Annotated in this window: 17 protein-coding genes and 1 riboswitch; of the genes, 6 read left to right on the forward strand and 11 right to left on the reverse strand. The window is 39.2% G+C overall.

Going from position 1 to position 17,003, the window contains the following annotated elements:
* Window positions 1–109: 109 nt before the first annotated feature.
* Entirely contained in the window at window positions 110–1,051 is a 942-nt protein-coding gene (locus tag PSF31_RS19390; protein WP_096863908.1) for a LysR family transcriptional regulator, read from the reverse strand.
* Between the two features lie 61 nt (window positions 1,052–1,112).
* Between PSF31_RS19390 and PSF31_RS19395 the strand changes: the two genes are divergently transcribed.
* Entirely contained in the window at window positions 1,113–2,096 is a 984-nt protein-coding gene (locus PSF31_RS19395) for an aldo/keto reductase (protein ID WP_004253824.1), read from the forward strand.
* Window positions 2,097–2,454: 358 nt separating this feature from the next.
* Here the strand turns inward: PSF31_RS19395 and PSF31_RS19400 are convergent, their stop codons facing one another.
* Complete coding sequence (locus PSF31_RS19400) at window positions 2,455–3,549, reverse strand: porin (RefSeq protein WP_004253827.1); 1,095 nt, start codon at window positions 3,547–3,549, stop codon at window positions 2,455–2,457.
* A 380-nt stretch (window positions 3,550–3,929) separates the two neighbouring features.
* Here PSF31_RS19400 and alr point away from each other — a divergent pair, with 380 nt between their 5' ends.
* Together alr and PSF31_RS19410 are read left to right on the forward strand one after the other, a co-directional pair.
* Window positions 3,930–5,159 carry an alanine racemase gene (alr, locus tag PSF31_RS19405; protein ID WP_096863910.1) on the forward strand — a complete coding sequence of 410 codons (1,230 nt, stop codon included), beginning with the start codon at window positions 3,930–3,932 and terminating at the stop codon, window positions 5,157–5,159.
* Between the two features lie 208 nt (window positions 5,160–5,367).
* Window positions 5,368–6,105, forward strand: coding sequence for a phosphatase (locus PSF31_RS19410; protein WP_004253839.1), 738 nt, complete (start codon window positions 5,368–5,370; stop codon window positions 6,103–6,105).
* A 103-nt stretch (window positions 6,106–6,208) separates the two neighbouring features.
* On the opposite strand, the gene PSF31_RS19415 is transcribed toward PSF31_RS19410, so the two are convergent.
* Window positions 6,209–6,679, reverse strand: coding sequence for a GNAT family N-acetyltransferase (locus tag PSF31_RS19415; protein ID WP_164456317.1), 471 nt, complete (start codon window positions 6,677–6,679; stop codon window positions 6,209–6,211).
* A gap of 133 nt (window positions 6,680–6,812) precedes the next feature.
* Here PSF31_RS19415 and rlmA point away from each other — a divergent pair, with 133 nt between their 5' ends.
* Window positions 6,813–7,637 carry a 23S rRNA (guanine(745)-N(1))-methyltransferase gene (gene rlmA / locus PSF31_RS19420; protein ID WP_096863912.1) on the forward strand — a complete coding sequence of 275 codons (825 nt, stop codon included), beginning with the start codon at window positions 6,813–6,815 and terminating at the stop codon, window positions 7,635–7,637.
* 32 nt (window positions 7,638–7,669) lie between these two features.
* Here the strand turns inward: rlmA and mntP are convergent, their stop codons facing one another.
* The 8 genes from mntP to pabB form a co-directional block, all read right to left on the reverse strand.
* On the reverse strand, window positions 7,670–8,251 hold the full coding sequence (gene mntP, locus PSF31_RS19425; RefSeq protein ID WP_004911288.1) for a manganese efflux pump MntP: 582 nt from the start codon (window positions 8,249–8,251) through the stop codon (window positions 7,670–7,672).
* 46 nt (window positions 8,252–8,297) lie between these two features.
* A riboswitch (yybP-ykoY riboswitch) is annotated at window positions 8,298–8,442 on the reverse strand.
* A gap of 151 nt (window positions 8,443–8,593) precedes the next feature.
* Window positions 8,594–9,052, reverse strand: a complete 459-nt coding sequence (locus tag PSF31_RS19430; RefSeq protein WP_004253844.1) for a DUF986 family protein — start codon at window positions 9,050–9,052, stop codon at window positions 8,594–8,596.
* An 89-nt stretch (window positions 9,053–9,141) separates the two neighbouring features.
* Window positions 9,142–9,993 (reverse strand): PTS mannose transporter subunit IID, encoded by an 852-nt coding sequence (locus PSF31_RS19435; RefSeq protein WP_004253848.1) that lies wholly within the window; start codon window positions 9,991–9,993, stop codon window positions 9,142–9,144.
* Between the two features lie 12 nt (window positions 9,994–10,005).
* The gene (locus tag PSF31_RS19440) at window positions 10,006–10,809 is read right to left on the reverse strand and encodes a PTS mannose/fructose/sorbose transporter subunit IIC (protein ID WP_004253851.1); all 804 of its coding nucleotides are present in this window, start codon (window positions 10,807–10,809) and stop codon (window positions 10,006–10,008) included.
* Window positions 10,810–10,890: 81 nt separating this feature from the next.
* Window positions 10,891–11,853 carry a PTS mannose transporter subunit IIAB gene (manX, locus tag PSF31_RS19445; protein ID WP_210853087.1) on the reverse strand — a complete coding sequence of 321 codons (963 nt, stop codon included), beginning with the start codon at window positions 11,851–11,853 and terminating at the stop codon, window positions 10,891–10,893.
* A 681-nt stretch (window positions 11,854–12,534) separates the two neighbouring features.
* Window positions 12,535–13,899, reverse strand: a complete 1,365-nt coding sequence (locus PSF31_RS19450) for an L-serine ammonia-lyase (protein ID WP_036957685.1) — start codon at window positions 13,897–13,899, stop codon at window positions 12,535–12,537.
* A 280-nt stretch (window positions 13,900–14,179) separates the two neighbouring features.
* The gene (locus tag PSF31_RS19455; RefSeq protein ID WP_004253869.1) at window positions 14,180–14,740 is read right to left on the reverse strand and encodes a CoA pyrophosphatase; all 561 of its coding nucleotides are present in this window, start codon (window positions 14,738–14,740) and stop codon (window positions 14,180–14,182) included.
* On the reverse strand, window positions 14,733–16,103 hold the full coding sequence (gene pabB, locus PSF31_RS19460; RefSeq protein WP_096863913.1) for an aminodeoxychorismate synthase component 1: 1,371 nt from the start codon (window positions 16,101–16,103) through the stop codon (window positions 14,733–14,735). The genes PSF31_RS19455 and pabB overlap by 8 nt, the downstream gene beginning before the upstream one ends.
* Window positions 16,104–16,227: 124 nt before the next feature.
* Between pabB and PSF31_RS19465 the strand changes: the two genes are divergently transcribed.
* Entirely contained in the window at window positions 16,228–16,407 is a 180-nt protein-coding gene (locus PSF31_RS19465) for a YoaH family protein (protein WP_004253877.1), read from the forward strand.
* 180 nt (window positions 16,408–16,587) lie between these two features.
* Entirely contained in the window at window positions 16,588–16,953 is a 366-nt protein-coding gene (yebF, locus tag PSF31_RS19470) for a protein YebF (protein ID WP_096863914.1), read from the forward strand.
* Window positions 16,954–17,003: the final 50 nt, after the last annotated feature.

Genomic DNA, 17,003 nt, shown 5'->3' on the forward strand with positions numbered 1-17,003 from the left:
GCTGTCCTCCCATTGATTGAAATATTAGATATTAGCCCTTTGCTTTAATCCCGCTATAAACATTCGCTGGCTAAATAATGGTATCAGCCCGTGTCAAAGTGGAGGGAGCTTATGGCATCAACAGCCTCTCATGTTCCTTTGCAACCAACTCATTCAAAAAATCAGCGACAACCCTGATCCTTTGTGAGTGAGCGAGATCAGAGTGAATGACTAGCCAAATAGGTTGGTCACAGCCTATATTATCTTGTAGGCAAATCAGTCCCATCTTTTGGGCAATGAAATGCGGCAAAACAGCCATGCCAATACCCGCTTGGACTGCGCTAAATTGTGCTGACATCGTACTGGTAGTGAGCCGGCAAGCTCTTCCTCTTAGCGTTCTTTCTAACCATTGTGCTGATTGGAGGTGCTGCTGTGCTTCCGACCAACCGATAAAATCATCTTGTTCTAGAGAGCTCAATCTGTTTGGATTTGGTCTACGCTGTAAATAACTCTCTGAGGCGTAAAGGCCAAACCCCAATGTGCCTAATTTACGAATACGCACATTACCGCGTTCAGGCCTAACCATACGCAGTGCAATATCCGCATCACGCCTGTGTAAATTCACTGTCGACACCCCAGTTACAATTTCAATTGTGAGATTAGGGTTCACGTTGGTTAGTGAAGGCAGAGCAGGGATGATTAGATGATCGGCTAAGCCTTGAGCGGTAGCTAAACAAACATGGCCCATCACGCTTTCGCTTTTTCTCCGCGCGGCATTGCCAAATGCATAACCCGCCTGTTCTAAGGCTTCAGCCTGAGAAATTAATGCATTTCCTTCATCGGTAAGCTTGTAACCAAGCTGGTCTCGAGTGAATAGCCGAACATGTAATGCCTCTTCTAGGCGTTCTAAACGCCGAGATGTGGTTGCAATTCCAAGTTTCAATGCTTTAGATGCAGCACTTAGCGTGCCTTCTCGAGCAATCGCTAAAAATACTCTGACATCATCCCAATTTGAATGCTGTCTATCGTTTTGTTTTCCATTATTGGAAAATAGATTGCTTTCATTAGTCATATAAATCTCCATTTATGGAAAATATACTGAAAAACATAAAATAAACCAAGGGAGAGCGATAATGAAAAAACGTATTTTGGGTAATGGACTTGAAGTCTCGGCAATTGGACTCGGTTGTATGGGGATGAGCGAGTTCTATGGGCCGCAAGATGATCAGGCTGCCATGGTTGTGCTACAAAAAGCTATCGAACTAGGCTGTACGATGCTGGATACTGCGGATACTTATGGCAATTTTCATAACGAAGAGTTGATTGGGCATTTTCTTAAACAAGTCGGTTCTGATGTTAAAATCGCGACAAAGTGCGGTATTGTTCGCCGACCAGGTGAATATGAGAGAAGGATTGATAATAGTCCAGAATATATACGCAGCGCCTGTGAAAGCTCTCTTCGTCGATTAGGTGTTGAATGTATTGATTTGTATTATATCCATCGTCTAGATCCCTCTGCATCAATAGAGACGACAATGCACACGCTGGCGGGGTTAGTTGCTGAAGGGAAAATTGCTCACATTGGGTTGTCTGAGGTGAGTGCGGCAACCCTTAGAAGGGCACACGCAGTTTATCCTGTTACTGCAATCCAAACTGAGTATTCGCTTTGGACGCGTGATGTTGAAACGGAAATATTGCCAACTTGCCAAGAATTAGGGATTGGTTTTGTACCTTATTCCCCGTTAGGACGTGGATTCTTAACAGGGCGCTTTAATGCCGAAAGTAGGTTCGAGAGCGATGATGCACGTAATACGCTACCGCGTTTCACATCAGAGAACCTTAGAGCTAATCGCACATTAGCTGACTTTATCGTGCAGATGGCAAGTAACAAGTCATGTTCACCTGCTCAAATTTCACTGGCCTGGTTGCTCGCTCAAGGAGATAACATTGTACCAATACCAGGAACGAATAAAGTTAAACACCTTGAAGATAACTTTGCTGCCGCAGATATTGACCTAACATCGGAGGATTTACTGCAAATAACACAAGCGCTAGAAAGCTTTCAACCTGTGGGTTCCCGTTATACTGCTGAAGGAATGAAAGGTGTTAATGTGTAAGGTAAGCATCATTTTGTAGAGTAATAGAGTTGCCCTGTGCTGTCATATTCTGTGAATGTTATTTGGCAACAATAATTGAGGTATCAGTTTTTTACTGGTGCCTTTTTTTATTAGTACCAAAGACGTTAGAAAAAATAGGTATACCATTATAGGAATTTATTTAGGAAAAGGGGCCTCTATGTATGGGGTTAGATACTTTTGTATCTTACAACTGCTTTATCGAGGGTAAAGCAACAGAGCTTCCCGTTCCTAGGGAATAGGTCATGAAGATGATGAGAGATATTTTTATTGTCAAAGCTTACCCGTAAAAAAGCGCCTGTAATTTACAGACGCTTTTGCTTTTCACTCAATTCTAAAATTAGAACTGATACACTAACCCTAAACCAAGTACGTTATCGGTATTCACTTTGTAGTGGTCAGTAAAATCATTATCGTTTAACAAGTTGATTTTATAGTCGATGACAGCACTTAGGTTTTTATTAAAGTCATAAGCTGAGCCGATGGCGATATAATTTACTAATTCTTTATCTCCAAAGCTGCCTAAGTTTTTACCTTTGGAATAGTTATAGCCAATTGATGGGGTTAAACCGAAGTCAAAAGAATATAGGGCAACCACTTCCAAGTTCTGAGTTTTATTTGCTACTGACTCCATATTATCATTACCAAAACGGCTCATATTAAGCGTTTGGCCATACATGACTGCGAAATAGAGATCTTCGTATTCAAATTTTCCCCCTACGTTCCAAGCTTCAGCGCGTTTACCAGTCGCACTGCTAGTTGTGGCATCTTTTTGCTTTGGTGTACGGGAAGATGAGGAGTAACCACCACCGAGGGAAATACCATAACCTAATTCATAAGCTGTAGATAAACCAAAACCATCGCCGTTATCGGTTAATTCATCACCGGATGACAGGTTTTGTTCGCCATTTTTCCCCTGATATTGTAATGCAAAGCTTAAACCATCAATGTAACCAAAGGCATTATTATTGCGATAAGTGAGTAAATTACGGTTACGGCTTAGCATGTAGTTATCTTCTTGATCCATCGTATCCGCTCCCCAGAGAGGTAATACGTCTGTCCAAGCATTGGTATCATAAATAACACCATAATTGCGGCCATAATCAAGGGAGCCGTAATCTGCAAATTTTAAGCCTGCATAAGCTAAACGATTACTATTTTCTTCAGTTGATTCTGATTGGTTAGTTTTAGTTTCCCATTCAAAACGTCCAAAACCAATGAGTTGGTCGGTGATTTGTGTGTCACCTTTTAGCCCCAGTCTGACACGTGAGTCATCACCATCTTCGCCACTACGGCTTTTGGCAATATGATGGCGAACATCGATTTGCCCATACACATCAAGCTTATTACCATCTTTATTGTACATTTCAGCGGAGTTAGCAACATTAGCAGTAAGTAGTGTTGGAATAATGAGTGCGAGTAATTTGTACTTCATAACATAGCCTTATGGATTGAGTGATATTTAGCAATAGTTCCTAATTGATAGTTATTATCATTTAAGCATTTTAATTCGCCAAATAAAAAATGTAACAAAATTAAATATTAGTGAAACAATACGGCTAACTTATTAAATAATAAAAATAATTTAATTTATGGTGATTTCAACCAAATGTTTTATTTTTAGAAAATCAAAATCAATGTGATGAAAGAGTTATGTTTATGTATAAGTGATTTTTTATGCATAAATCGTGAATTATTACTTGTTTGAAATGCTAAGCTTGGTATTATTTAAAACCTATACAAATTTTGTCTATATCAACCCAGAACCCTAAAAATAATATCTTGGTAGAAATCACTAGATATAAGGAATAATAAGTGGCTTTACGTTTGAAGTATCTGGCATTACTCCCTTTATTAGTTGCTGCGACAGCTTGTCAGCAACCAAATAATATCAAAACACCAGTAGAAACTTATGCGACACAAAACCAACCTGCGGTGGTTAATAACGCATGGATTGAAATATCACGTGGTGCATTAGATTTTAATATCAAAAAAGTACAAAACTTGCTGGGGGATAAGTCTTCTCTGTGCGCTGTTTTGAAAGGGGATGCCTATGGACATGACCTTTCTTTAGTTACGCCAATAATGATTGAAAATAATGTGCAATGTATTGGGGTAACAAATAACCAAGAGCTTAAAACCGTGAGAGACTTAGGTTTTAAAGGCCGCTTAATGCGAGTGAGAAGTGCGACAGAACAAGAAATGGCTCAGGCTACACAATATGAGACAGAAGAGTTAATTGGTAATTTAGCAATGGCGCAGCGCTTGAATGCGATTGCGAAAAAACAAAATAAAGTGATCCCTATCCATCTTGCGCTAAACTCGGCAGGGATGTCCCGTAATGGGCTAGACGTCAGTAGTGCATCTGGCTTAGATGAAGCAAAACAGATCGCGGAGTTATCGCAATTAAAAATCGTGGGCATTATGTCTCATTATCCAGAAGAGGATGAAGCTCAGATCCGTAAAGACCTTGCGAAATTCAAGAAAGAGTCTCAACAAGTCTTGAATGTGACAGGGTTAAAACGTGAAGACATTACATTACATGTCGCGAATACTTATGCAACTATTACCGTACCAGAATCATGGTTGGATATGGTACGTGTAGGTGGTATTTTCTACGGTGATACCGTTGCGACAAATGACTATAAACGCGTGATGACGCTGAAATCGAACATCGCCTCTGTCAATCATTATCCGAAAGGTAATACAGTGGGTTATGATAGAACCTATACCTTGAAGCGTGATTCTGTATTAGCCAATATCCCTGTAGGTTATGCAGATGGCTATCGCCGTGTATTTAGCAATGCGGGACATGCATTAATTAATGGCCAGACAGTTCCTATTTTAGGAAAAACATCAATGAATACGGTCATGGTTGATGTTACTGATTTAAAATATGTTAGTCCGGGAGATGAAGTTGTATTTTTTGGCAAACAAGGTCATGCTGAAATTACGGCCGAAGAGGTTGAAGACATCAGCGGTGCATTATTTACCGAAATGTCAATTTTGTGGGGTGCAACCAATAAACGTATCTTAGTTGATTAGGTTAATTTTTAATTCCGTATATTTTAACCCGCAATAATCGCGGGTTTTTTTATCCTAAATGTCTCTTCGGATTTTATCCAATATGTCGATAAAATGCGGTTTAGGGGAATGACTATCGAAACTTATAAGCTGATATGTTAGGTTGGTAGAGTCTTTTTTGAGCGGATTGACTCAGACGGAAAATAAAAGAATTAGAAGGATATCATTTATGTATCAAGTTGATTTACATGCGCATACCATTGCCAGCACCCATGCATATAGCACTGTTAATGAATATTTTGCTGAAGCCGCAAGTCGAGGTGTGAAACTCTTTGCGATTACCGACCACGGCCCTGAAATGCAAGATGCTCCACATGAATGGCACTTTGGTAATATGCCTATCTTACCGAGAATTGTTGATGGCGTTGGTTTATTGTACGGTATTGAAGCGAATATAAAAAACAAGTTGGGTGAGACAGACTGCAATGAAAAGATTGCTCGTCATTTGGATATTATTTTAGCTGGTTTCCATGAACCGGTTCTTGAACCCCAAAGTTTAGCTGATAATACAGAAGCTATGATTGCCACGATCCGTAGCGGTAAAGTGCAAATAATTACCCATCCGGGAAATCCCAAATATCCCATTGATATTAAAGCGGTAGCACAAGCTGCGAAAGATTGTAATGTGGCTTTGGAAATGAATAACTCCTCATTCTTGCATTCAAGAGCGGGTAGTCAAAAGAATTGTTTAGAAATAGCAAAGGCCGTTAAAGAAACTGGCGGGTGGGTAGCATTAGGTTCGGACTCGCATTTTGCTGGGTATCTCGGCCGTTTTGACCGCGTAGTTGAAATGTTGGAATCAATTGATTTTCCGCAATCACAAATTTTAAATGTTACTCCACGCCGTGTATTGGATTTTTTAGAGTCCCATGGGCGTAAGCCTATCCCTGAATTTGCTGATTTTTAATAGTTATTCAGTTATTTAACATTGCGTTCTTAAAGACAGTCAATATTAGGTATAATAAAGCCACAAAAGGTGAAGTGGCTTTTAATTCAAGTTATATTGAAAGTTATAATTCAATTTCCATTTGAACACAATTTAACTCAACTTGAGCAAGAGAAGAGTAGTAGCTAGCATGCTTAATCGAAGTAAATCCATGTTTCTGATAAAAGCGTTCCGCATTCGGTGATGAATCTAATACCAATTTTTTAATATTTCGCTTTTTGGCTTCAGCTTTAATAGCATCTAATATTAAGCCCGCAGCTCCGCAGCCAGTGTACTGTGGTAAAGTAAATATGGCATCAACACTGTTAGCCTCTAGATTAAGATAGCCAGTTGCAACGGGTTCATCATTTTTATTTACCGCGACAAAGAATGGGTTATTTCTCACAATACGTATATAACTTACTGGCATTTCATCAGGTGTCCAGGCGCTGATCGTTTTTGCATCAAAACTCGTTGTACAACCATGGCGAATGGCTTGGTTGCGTATAAACCAAAGATGTTCAGCTTCATCGGGAGTTGCTAACCTAATTTTCATCATGATACACCTGCTAATGTTTTTTTATTTCTTTCATAGAACAAAAAGTACAGTTAAAAAGCAATATATATAACAGAAAGAAAACTAATTTGAATATGGTATACTCACCCTTATTTTTAAATCAGTGACTTTTATGAATTATCAATGCCCTCTCTGCTTTACACCACTTAACTTTATGCATAACAGCTATCGCTGCGCAGAAAATCACCAATTCGATTGTGCGAAAGAGGGTTACGTTAATTTGTTGCCCGTACAACATAAACGGTCTAAAGACCCCGGTGATAATGCTGAAATGATGCAAGCACGTAGACAATTTCTTGATGCAGGACATTACCACCCGATGCGTGAAAAGGTGGCAGAAAAAATTATTCAGTTTATTCCATCATCTAATACTAGTTTGTTAGACATTGGTTGTGGGGAAGGGTATTACACAGACTATTTCTCTCGGGAACTTGCAAAACATTTTGAAAAATATACGGTTCTGGGCTTAGATGTTTCGAAAGTGGCGGTTCGCTATGCGGCGAAACGGTATAAATCCGTTCGTTTTTGCGTCGGTACAAGCCATCGCTTGCCATTCTCAAATAACAGCTTAGGTGGAGTTGTCCGAATTTACGCACCCTGCAAAGCACAAGAATTAGGCCGTGTATTAGTTTCTAAAGGTATGTTAATTACTGTTACGCCTGCGGCAGAGCATCTGCAAGAATTAAAAGCGTTAATTTACGATGAGGTTAAGTTACATCCAACTAAAGATGAAGATTTACCAAATTTTTCGCTAATAGATAGTTGCCAATTAAATTATAAAATGGCACTGACAGGGCAAGAAGCTTATGAATTGTTGATGATGACCCCATTTGCTTGGCGTGCATCAGAACAGGTCAAAGAGAATCTGCAACAAGCTGAAGTGAAAGAATATACGGCTGATTTTTTAATTCGCGTTTATCAATCTGATGCAGAGTAAGGTTATTGCCCCCATATAAGGGGGCACAAAAACTAATGGGCATACATAAATAATTCGAGGTGCTCAAATAAAATATTAAAACCAATACCTATTAGAACCAACCCACCGATAATTTCTGCTTTTTTTCCGAGTAATGGGCCAACATAGCGGCCAATCATCATACCAATAGTTGCCATAATCATTGTCATTAAGCCGATAGTCATTGCAGTATGAACGATATCCACTTGCAAGAAAGCTAAACCTAGACCGATAGCCATTGCATCAAGGCTGGTGGCTATCGCAGAAAAGATAAGGCTTGTTGAGCTATGACTAGAAGGTTTAGAACAGCATTCTTCATCTTTTGTTTTAATACTCTGCCAGATCATTCTAGCACCTAAAACAAACAATAAACCAAATGCAATCCAATGATCCCAACGGATAACATATTGGCTAGCTAGGATCCCGATACCCCAACCAATAATCGGTGTAATGGCTTCAATAAAACCAAAAATAAAACCAGTACGGAGAATTTCTCTAAAGCGGGGTTTATGAAGTACGGCGCCTTTACAAATAGCAACAGCGAAGGCGTCCATTGATAGGGCAAGGGCTAAGATAAGGGTAGCATAGAAACTCATAATAGAACCTCGGTTGGGTGATTCCATATACACATAAATTACCCCCAACCAAAAGGCTTATTTATGTGTCTATGGTCTTGCCAACCGAATTTTGGTGTCCGCACCACGTTTGAAACCAAACGAGTATGTTGATACGGACTTTCTGGTCTTATACATGAAACCAGAACAGGCTACTCCCCAATGACGTGGAAAGAAAGATACCATATTTTATATTAAAGGCAACACTTAATTAATTGTGGATATTAAATGTTATTGAGAATTATTATCAATAAGTATATTGGCAAAAACAAGGTTAATTAAATTTATAATTAACCTTGTTTTTAGTGATAATATAAAACTTATTTACTTATGATTAATAAGGAATTCATAAATTCTTTGTAAATCATCAAGATGTGAAACTTGGATGTTAATTTTCTTTTTTTCCAAACCTATTATTAATACACCGTCTTCGGATAAGTTCATTGTTTTTATTCTGTCATATAATATAAATGCATTGGCAAAATAAAAACCATTCTGTTTAAAGAATAGCTTAGGTGTTCTTATAAACGCCAAATAGATTGACATAAAAATAGTAATCAATAATAAGTAAGTGGTTAATAAATTACCATGGCGTACAATATTTGTATAAATAACGATACAAATTAGAACAATAAAAATAATAGCATCGGCCCGATGTTTTCGTTTTAGATTAATTTTTAATAATGTTTTACCCTTTAGCAAATGCTGAATGAATTCATCATAAATTGCATAAACAAGCATGATCAAAATGATTATAGCAAGAATGGCATCATTGAAGGTCATTTGTGAACCCTTGGATAAGTGAACATAATGCAGAGCTTAAAATTAAAAAAGGGAGGCTGCAACCTCCCAATTCAAATAATGGTGGAAAATTATGGTGCTAAGAAGTTTAACCAAGCACCAAGGATACCCAAACCAAAGAAGCCGATAATAATCCACAATGCGTTAACTTTACGACGTAACAGCCACATACAGGCGAAGGTTAGCAATAGTGGTACTAAACCTGGCATGAGTTGATCAAGGATCATTTGGACGGTGGTAATATCTTCAGCACCTGTTGTTGGGTTTTTGATCCGCGACACTTCAAGTGGAATATTGACATGTGTCCATTTATTGACCAAGGCCCCCATAACAAATAAACCGAGAATTGATGCTCCTTCAGTTAGTTTTTGTAGGAAACCGCCACCAATGTCTTGAACAATATCAATCCCTTTTTTGTAGCCATATGAAACACCATAATAAAGGGTTAACAAACGGACAAGATTAAACAAAACAAAAAACAGAAGAGGGCCAAGTAAGCTACCCGTCATTGCGATACCTGCACCGAGAGCCGCAAATACTGGGCGAACAGTTCCCCAGAAAATTGGGTCACCAACACCGGCTAATGGCCCCATTAGACCGACTTTGATACCATTTATTGCACCGTCATCGATGTCTGCACCATTGGCACGTTGCTCTTCCATTGCCATTGTGACACCCAGAACAGGCGCTGCAACATACGGATGTGTATTAAAGAATTCAAGATGGCGCTTAATGGCTTGTTTTCTATCATCATTATTTTCAGGATAAAGACGACGAATAACGGGAACCATTGAATAGCAGAAGCCTAGGGCTTGCATACGCTCAAAGTTCCAAGAACCTTGCAATAGGTTAGACCGTAAGAATACGCCGCGAATATCGCTTTGTGTAAGCTTTTTAGCCGTTGGCTTAGTGATATCTACCATTATACGTTCCTCCTAGTCTAGCTCATTATCAAGGTTGTTATTGCTACTATTTCCTTGGGTAACAACAGTTTGCGATTTATTGTATTTTGGACTGAGTTGGATATATAAAATAGCCATAACAGTACCGATAACCCCAAGAGCAACCAGGTTGAAGTCAGTAAATGCCGCGGTAACAAAGCCTAAGTAGAAGAACGGCATTAAGTAGCCTGCACGCATCATATTGATAACCATCGCATAACCGACGACAACAATCATACCACCAGCAATATTCAGGCCGTCAGTAACAACTTGCGGGATAGAATCCAACATTTGTTGTACTTCTGATGTACCAACAGAAATGGCGACAATTAACGCAGGTATTGCGATACGCATGGCTTGCAGTAATAAAGCTGAGATATGGATAAAGCCAATTGCAGTTAGATTGCCATTGAGGGCGGCTTTATCAGCAGCATGTTGGAATGCAACCGTTACAGTACGAACAATAATGGTTAATACTTGTCCCGCTGCTGCGAGTGGGATGGCGATGGCAATACCTGCACCAATGCTTTGACCACCAGCAATAACGAGAATCGTTGAAATGATAGAAGCTAAAGCGGCATCAGGTGCAACGGCAGCACCGATATTCATCCACCCAAGTGCGATCATTTCTAATGTACCGCCGATGATGATACCCGTTTTCATATCTCCCAAAACAATACCTATAAGCGTACAGGCAATGAGAGGACGGTGAAATTGGAATTCATCAAGGATTGATCCCATCCCCGCGATACACGCGACGATGAAGACCATTACTATTTGAACAACGGTAAGTTCCATTGTTTAATCTCCTGTAACCAAAAGTTTTAAAATCTGTTTTGAGTAATGGATTAAAATTAATATAAAAAATGGCTATAAAAATTATTTTTTGAGCTTATTAATCAAGTCCATCATATAAACTTTGCTATCTGATGAGACTTTCCTAACTTCAAGTTCAATCTTTTTGTCGTTCAAATAATTAAATGCATCAATGTCTTCTTGGTTGATAGAAACGGCATTTGTGACCATTGTTTTGCCATCATGGTATGCCATTCCACCAATATTAACGGACTTGACGTCAACACCTTCTTCGACGATACGCTTAACATCAGTTGGATTAGTGAAAAGCAACATAACGCGCTCACCAGCGTATTTCGGGTTATTGTAAACGCGAATACATTTAGCAACATCGACAACATGTGCAGTGACACCTGGTGGTGCTACTTGTTTTAACAATGTAGAGCGAACTTGGTCTTTTGCTACGTCATCACTGACCACAATAATGCGCTTAACTTGGGTTTCTTTCGTCCAGCGTGTTGCGACTTGCCCGTGAATTAATCTGTCATCAATACGAGCAAGTGCGATCACCATATGTTCACCGGGGCCGGCTTTCACTGGTGCAGGGGCAGGAGTACTCGAGACTACAGGAGCAGGTTCAGCTTCAACTTCTTTGAATTTAAATGAACGAACACCACCACGACCCGTTTCTAGGGCGACAGTGATAAGTTCATTCATTGATGGGTTATCGTCACGGCACATGAATGTTTCAACTAACATTGGAACATTTACACCCGTGATAATGTCATAATTATCATGTTCATTAACAATGCGACTAGCTGCGTTAAATGGACTGCCTCCCCATGTATCAACAAGGAATAAGACACCCTTTGATGTATCTAAATCAGTTAGCTTTTGGGTGTACTTATCAAATAGGGTATCTGCGTTTTCCCCAGGGATAAAATCAATAAACGACACATTATCTTGTTCGCCTATTAACATTTCGGTTGTTCGAAGAAGCTGCTCTGCAGCGACTCCGTGTGTACCAATCATAATAGCTATACTCACTATTTTTCCCTCATAGATAGATAAAACAAAACATTATCTGTCGATAAAATGGACACTTAAGTTAGACTCCTTTTTATCAGTTTCCCCTGTATGATAATTTTAGCTGAATAATTACAAACGTCTTATAATAGCCATAAACTCATTTATGGCACTGTTAGTATCAATTACATTATTAGCATATCATCTTGCATTATCCTAAAAACTTGTTTCGCGTCAGAAAAATAAGAATACACCTAAAAATTGATATAGAATTGCATTTTTCTGCTATTAATTTTAATTAAATAAAATTAATAATCTGATTATTTTGTTTTTGCTGGTTCCTTTATGTGTTATCGGTAACAAAAAAAGTAAATAAAATAGTGCCATATTGATTTTTAGAGTGAAAAGTAATCAATTTTTAGTGGAAATTAGTTATCTCTTGCTCAGCTCAAAACAATCTTTAGCACAAAATAGTATGAATTTCGTTTTGATGTGATGTGTTGAGTATAAGAAAACCGAGTTAATTCAATGAAAAAATTATGGGTAATTGATTAGGTGAATTGGAGCGTTTAGGAAGAGAAAGGTGACTAAAAAATAAAGAAAACTTTTTAATGCAGATTAAAAAAGCACCCTCAAAATACTGTTCAAAGACATAACAGAATAAGAAAGGGTGCTTAAGGCTTAAATTAATTGAGAATAAAATTAGTCACATTGTACTTTGATGGCTAGCCCGCCTCGGGATGTCTCACGATATTTCGCATTCATGTCTTTCCCGGTTTCGTACATAGTTTCAATGACTTTATCAAGTGAAACCCGTGGCTCACTTGTTCTGCGTAGGGCCATACGTGTGGCATTCACCGCTTTAACAGATGCGATTGCATTACGCTCAATACAAGGAACTTGTACTTGACCAGCAACAGGGTCACAAGTTAGACCTAAATTGTGTTCCATGCCGATTTCAGCAGCGATACAAACTTGCTCAGGGCTACCGCCAAATAATTCGGCCAGACCAGCTGCAGCCATAGAGCATGCCACACCGACCTCCCCTTGGCAGCCAACTTCAGCTCCTGAAATGGAAGCATTCATTTTGTATAAAATACCAATGGCGCCTGAAGCTAAGAAATAACGCATATACAGCTCTGGCGTTACCGGTTCTATGCAATGATTATAATACGCTAAAACGGCAGGTACGATACCACACGCACCGTTAGTCGGTGCTGTTACAACACGGCCGCCTGCTGCATTCTCCTCATTCACTGCTAAGGCATACATATTGATCAGGTCAACCACATTCATCGGGTCATTAGATAGCTTACTTGATGAAGTGACCATTCGATTTAGTGCCGGTGCACGGCGAGGAACACGCAATGGGCCCGGCAATACACCTTCGGTGCTTAAACCACGCTCAATACAGGCTTGCATTGTCTGCCATACATCAGCGAAATAGGCTTCGATCTCTTCTTTAGAATGAAGATCTAACTCATTTTTCATCATTAAGCTAGAAATCGAAAGGCCTGATTTTTTACAATTTAGTAGTAGCTCTTCCGCAGAGTTAAACGGATAAGAGACCGGTTTGCTATCAAGAGTAGATTCGCCAAAATGCTCTGCATCGACAATGAAACCACCACCAATGGAATAATAAGTTTTGGTGTAAATTTCTTCATTACCTGCAAAAGCATGAATTGTCATGCCATTTTCATGCAATGGCAGGTTGTCTTGACGAAAATTCATGCCACCTTCATTAGGGAAGTCAACGACCTGAAGACCATTCGCTAATGATAACTTTTCTGTTTCTTCTACATTTTTGATAAAAGTTGGGATGGATTCAATGTCGACAGTGGCAGGTAAGTTACCTGCTAGCCCCATAATAATGGCGATATCAGTATGGTGCCCTTTTCCAGTAAGCGATAATGACCCATAAACATCCACAGAAATACGAGTGACGTTAGGTAATAAATTTTTGCTTACTAAATCATCGACAAATTCTTTCCCAGCTTTCATTGGACCAACGGTATGAGAGCTTGAAGGGCCTATGCCCACTTTAAACATGTCGAAAACGCTTATCACGCAGGACTCCTTAAAAAAAAGATGAAAATGTAGTGCATTATTTTAAAAGGCGCTACTTTACTGTTATTTAGTAGTGTTAACCAGTAAGTTTAAAGTATTTTTTGAAATAAGGTAGTTGCTGAAGGGTAATTGATTGTAAATAGCACAAAATGTCTGTGATGTGGCTAAAAAAGCGACAGGTGGTAGAGGTATATTTTGTCATATATGACGTGATATTTTGTCATCTTAAATAGATTTTACTGCAATAGTAACATTGTATGGTGAAAAGTTGTGTTAAGCGTTAATCCAATTGCAAAGCAAGTTGGTGAATAATTGAAGCGGTTAACCCCCAAACTAAATGCCCCTTATACCAATAAAAAAAGATGCGGTTATGCCGCCCTGAACGGTTAATATCGACATACTTATGGCGTTGTAATGAAAGGGCATCAAACAAGGGAACTTCAAAGATAGCAGCGACTTCACTAGGGTTGGCTTGGTATTGAATGTTATTTGGTACCAAACCAACGATTGGCGTAACTTCATAGCCACCATAACTTTGCAAGGGGCTTAACTGACCCAGTACCGTGACTTTTTCAGGAGGGATGGCCACTTCTTCATATGCTTCACGCAGTGCGGTATTCACAAGCGTACCATCCTCCGGGTCACTTGCCCCTCCTGGAAATGCGACCTGGCCTGCATGGGAGCGTAAAAAAGGAGAGCGTTGTGTGAGAAGTAATGTCGGATTGGGTTTATTGATAATGGGCAAAAGAACGGCTGCCGATTTACCCGCCTTAGGTCCAGATTGGCGGGTAGCCGGTAAAGTAAACTGAAAACGATTGATAAAGTTATTCAGTTCAGTCATCGTTATTGAGCGCTCCTAATAAAGGTAAAATCAGGCTTAATTTATCAAAGGTTTCTTGGTACTCTTTGTCTGCTTGGCTATCTGCAACGATACCACCGCCAGCCCAACAATAAACCTGCTTTTTATATGTCAGTAAAGTACGAATAGTAATATTGCTGTCCATATTACCATTGAAACTAATATAGCCGATTGCTCCACAATAGCCATGACGGCGATGGGGCTCTAATTCTTCAATAATCTCCATTGCACGGACTTTAGGTGCGCCGGTTATTGAACCCCCAGGAAAACACGCTCGTAATAAATCAGTTGCACGGTATTGGCTATCTAACTTTGCCGTGACGGTACTAACCAGATGATGTACTGCCGGGAAAGCTTCAACAGCAAATAATTCAGGAACACTGACCGTGCCCGGTTTGGCAACACGACCAATATCATTGCGTAGCAAGTCAACAATCATCAAGTTTTCTGCGCGATCTTTTATTGAATTAGACAATTTTTCAGCTTGTGCAAGGTCATCTTGTTCATTGTCTAAGCGCGGAAGAGTTCCTTTTATTGGGCGAGTTTGAATATCCCCATCTTGCAGAAAGATAAAACGTTCCGGTGAAATACTGATAACCGCATTTTCGGGAAGACGTATAAAAGAAGAGAAGGGAGCTCCATTGCGCTCAAGTAGCGCTAAAAACGCATTCCATTCATCTCCTTTATACTTAGCTTTAAATCTTTGTGCTAAATTAATTTGATAACAATCACCATTACGTAAATATTCATGGATGCGCGCAATATTATGATGATATGTCTCTTCAGACATATTAGATTGCCATGCCGAGGTTAATTGGAATTTGTTTTTACGGCCCTTTTTTTGACTATGTAGCCAAGCTAACCGAGCATCAACATCATCATAACTAATTAATGTAGTTGTTTTATTATGGTGATCAACGATAAGTGCCCACAAGTAGATGCCAACCGCCATGTCTGGAAATTGTAGTTCTGTGGTTGAAATTTCAGGTAATTTTTCAATGCGCCGGCCTAAATCATAACTCCAAAGGCCGAGGGCACCGCCGTTGAAGGGACATTCGGTCTCTTCCTGGTATTTCGGTTGGTATTTATCAAGCAACCCTTGAAGAAGTTCAAAAGGATCTGATTCAGAAACGATAGGGGCCTGATTTTGCTCTGAGATAGTTGTTTCAAGCTGATAAGTCGTCAGTGTGGCAATAGGGTCAGCAACGATAATATCAAAGCGATTATGTGAGTGTTTTGCATTACCTGAATGCAGTAACATCGCCCATGGCTGGTGTGCCAGTGGAGTAAAATAATCAATGGCAGTGTTTGGGCTATAAGGTAATTGGATTTTTTTGATAACCATAATGATGAGTCTAAATTTCCGCAAGTGAATCAATACAGATTAACATATATTCTTATCTTAATAATCGAAGAGATGTTAAAATGTTAACTATTGATTTTAGTCTTTTATTCATGAGGTTTAAACCATGTTTTCTGGTATGCCAGCACTTAATCACCAAGAACAGCAAGAAGCAGTTGAAAAAATTCATCAATTGATGGCGGAAGGTATGAGTAGTGGTGAGGCAATTGCATTAGTTGCTCAAGAAATTAGGGAAAAGCACCAAGGTAAAGAGCAAATCCATGTTCGTTTTGATGATGAAAATTAATAATCTGTAAACATACTATTAACATCCATGCATAAACCTGATAGATTAATATTAGTTAAGTCATTCTATTTATCAATGAAGACTAGATAATAACCAGAAGATAACTGGTATCTGATAGGCTGAAATATGCCGCTAAACTAATCAAAAATCTTTACCTAGTAATAGGTATCGGAGGATGGTATGGAAGCGAATCAAAAAATTGCTGTAGTTTTAGGTACTTGTGCGCTGGTTTTTAGCTCTTTTGCGTTAAGCGAAAATAATGAAGAAGGTAAAGCAGCGCCTTTCGTCAGTTGTGGTACGTTAACTGAGCCACAAATTGCAGCACAAGTGAAAAGCGATTTTATGCATAATCGTTTACCTCGCTGGACAGATGAAAAAGCGGCTTTAGGCAAGAAAGCGGTTGCATGGGTCAATGATAGTGAAGTCACTAAAACCGAAACAGGCTACAGGGTACCGTTAGTTGTTCGTGGTGCAAAATCTGATTTACATTATTCAGTCGCGGTAGACTGCCAAAATAATACAGTGACATATAATACGGCGAAATAAATTTTTTAATCTTCAGAATCAAGGGGTAACCATTAAGGTTATCCCTTTTT

The sequence above is a fragment of the Providencia sp. PROV156 genome, from assembly GCF_028480905.1.
In the GTDB taxonomy this organism is placed as follows: Bacteria; Pseudomonadota; Gammaproteobacteria; order Enterobacterales; family Enterobacteriaceae; genus Providencia; species Providencia hangzhouensis.

Bases quoted from the DNA above. Each gene is read 5' to 3' on its own strand.
- PSF31_RS19390 (WP_096863908.1), bottom strand. From the start codon at position 1,051: ATGACTAATGAAAGCAATCTATTTTCCAATAATGGAAAACAAAACGAT.
- PSF31_RS19395 (WP_004253824.1), top strand. From the start codon at position 1,113: ATGAAAAAACGTATTTTGGGTAATGGACTTGAAGTCTCGGCAATTGGA.
- PSF31_RS19400 (WP_004253827.1), bottom strand. From the start codon at position 3,549: ATGAAGTACAAATTACTCGCACTCATTATTCCAACACTACTTACTGCT.
- PSF31_RS19410 (WP_004253839.1), top strand. From the start codon at position 5,368: ATGTATCAAGTTGATTTACATGCGCATACCATTGCCAGCACCCATGCA.
- PSF31_RS19415 (WP_164456317.1), bottom strand. From the start codon at position 6,679: ATGAAAATTAGGTTAGCAACTCCCGATGAAGCTGAACATCTTTGGTTT.
- rlmA (WP_096863912.1), top strand. From the start codon at position 6,813: ATGAATTATCAATGCCCTCTCTGCTTTACACCACTTAACTTTATGCAT.
- mntP (WP_004911288.1), bottom strand. From the start codon at position 8,251: ATGAGTTTCTATGCTACCCTTATCTTAGCCCTTGCCCTATCAATGGAC.
- PSF31_RS19430 (WP_004253844.1), bottom strand. From the start codon at position 9,052: ATGACCTTCAATGATGCCATTCTTGCTATAATCATTTTGATCATGCTT.
- PSF31_RS19435 (WP_004253848.1), bottom strand. From the start codon at position 9,993: ATGGTAGATATCACTAAGCCAACGGCTAAAAAGCTTACACAAAGCGAT.
- PSF31_RS19440 (WP_004253851.1), bottom strand. From the start codon at position 10,809: ATGGAACTTACCGTTGTTCAAATAGTAATGGTCTTCATCGTCGCGTGT.
- PSF31_RS19455 (WP_004253869.1), bottom strand. From the start codon at position 14,740: ATGACTGAACTGAATAACTTTATCAATCGTTTTCAGTTTACTTTACCG.
- pabB (WP_096863913.1), bottom strand. From the start codon at position 16,103: ATGGTTATCAAAAAAATCCAATTACCTTATAGCCCAAACACTGCCATT.
- PSF31_RS19465 (WP_004253877.1), top strand. From the start codon at position 16,228: ATGTTTTCTGGTATGCCAGCACTTAATCACCAAGAACAGCAAGAAGCA.
- yebF (WP_096863914.1), top strand. From the start codon at position 16,588: ATGGAAGCGAATCAAAAAATTGCTGTAGTTTTAGGTACTTGTGCGCTG.